Origin of the sequence: Dyella flava (assembly GCF_016904955.1) — a bacterium.
In the GTDB taxonomy this organism is placed as follows: Bacteria; Pseudomonadota; Gammaproteobacteria; order Xanthomonadales; family Rhodanobacteraceae; genus Dyella_B; species Dyella_B flava.
Genome location: NZ_JADIKE010000002.1, coordinates 1 through 613, shown reverse-complemented (window position 1 = coordinate 613; position 613 = coordinate 1). Strand labels below are relative to the sequence as shown.

General features: G+C 58.2%; 1 protein-coding gene. It reads left to right on the top strand.

The features are described 5' to 3' along the window. Positions 1 to 613, top strand: a 613-nt coding sequence (locus ISP19_RS00010) for a DUF2931 family protein (protein WP_204678171.1), incomplete at both ends; no start/stop codon positions are given.

Genomic DNA, 613 nt, shown 5'->3' with positions numbered 1-613 from the left:
CGCTGTGGCTCGCAGGATGCGCGCTGACACAAAGCACTCCCCGCAACGGCCTGCCGTACGACAGTTGGTACCTGGGGTTTCGTGCGCCTGCCAATATGGAGGCTTCACTGGAGACGGCAGATATCGAAGACACGCAGGGACGTATTTTTACCGGCATGATGCAGGGCTCAGTGACGTTTGCGTTAGGTGGCGATCCCGTCGGCTGGGGTGATCGCATCAGTAGCGGAAAAGGCCGTGATATCTATGGCGCTGGCTTGCCCCAACGCATCTATGTGCGCTGGCAATCGTTGGTGGAGCCACAGACATATCGCGCGATCATCGATATACCAGTGACCGTGCGCCAGCAGATGCTGAGCAAGGCCCCTTCCGTATTGGCCTCCAACCGCTATGGCTACCAGCGGTACCTGACCATCGGCCTTGCACCGGGCGGGTGGATCAAAGTGTGGATCATGGGAACGACCAGTGCGCCAGTGGAAGTACTTTGCACGCACGCCCAAGTCGAACCGAAGGGGCCGTATCAAGGGCGTTACAACGGGGAGTACGTGAGGTTGAATCCAGAGATCAAGGATTACCTCAAAACCCACGCCATCCCCTATGACTCCTGGAAATGCCC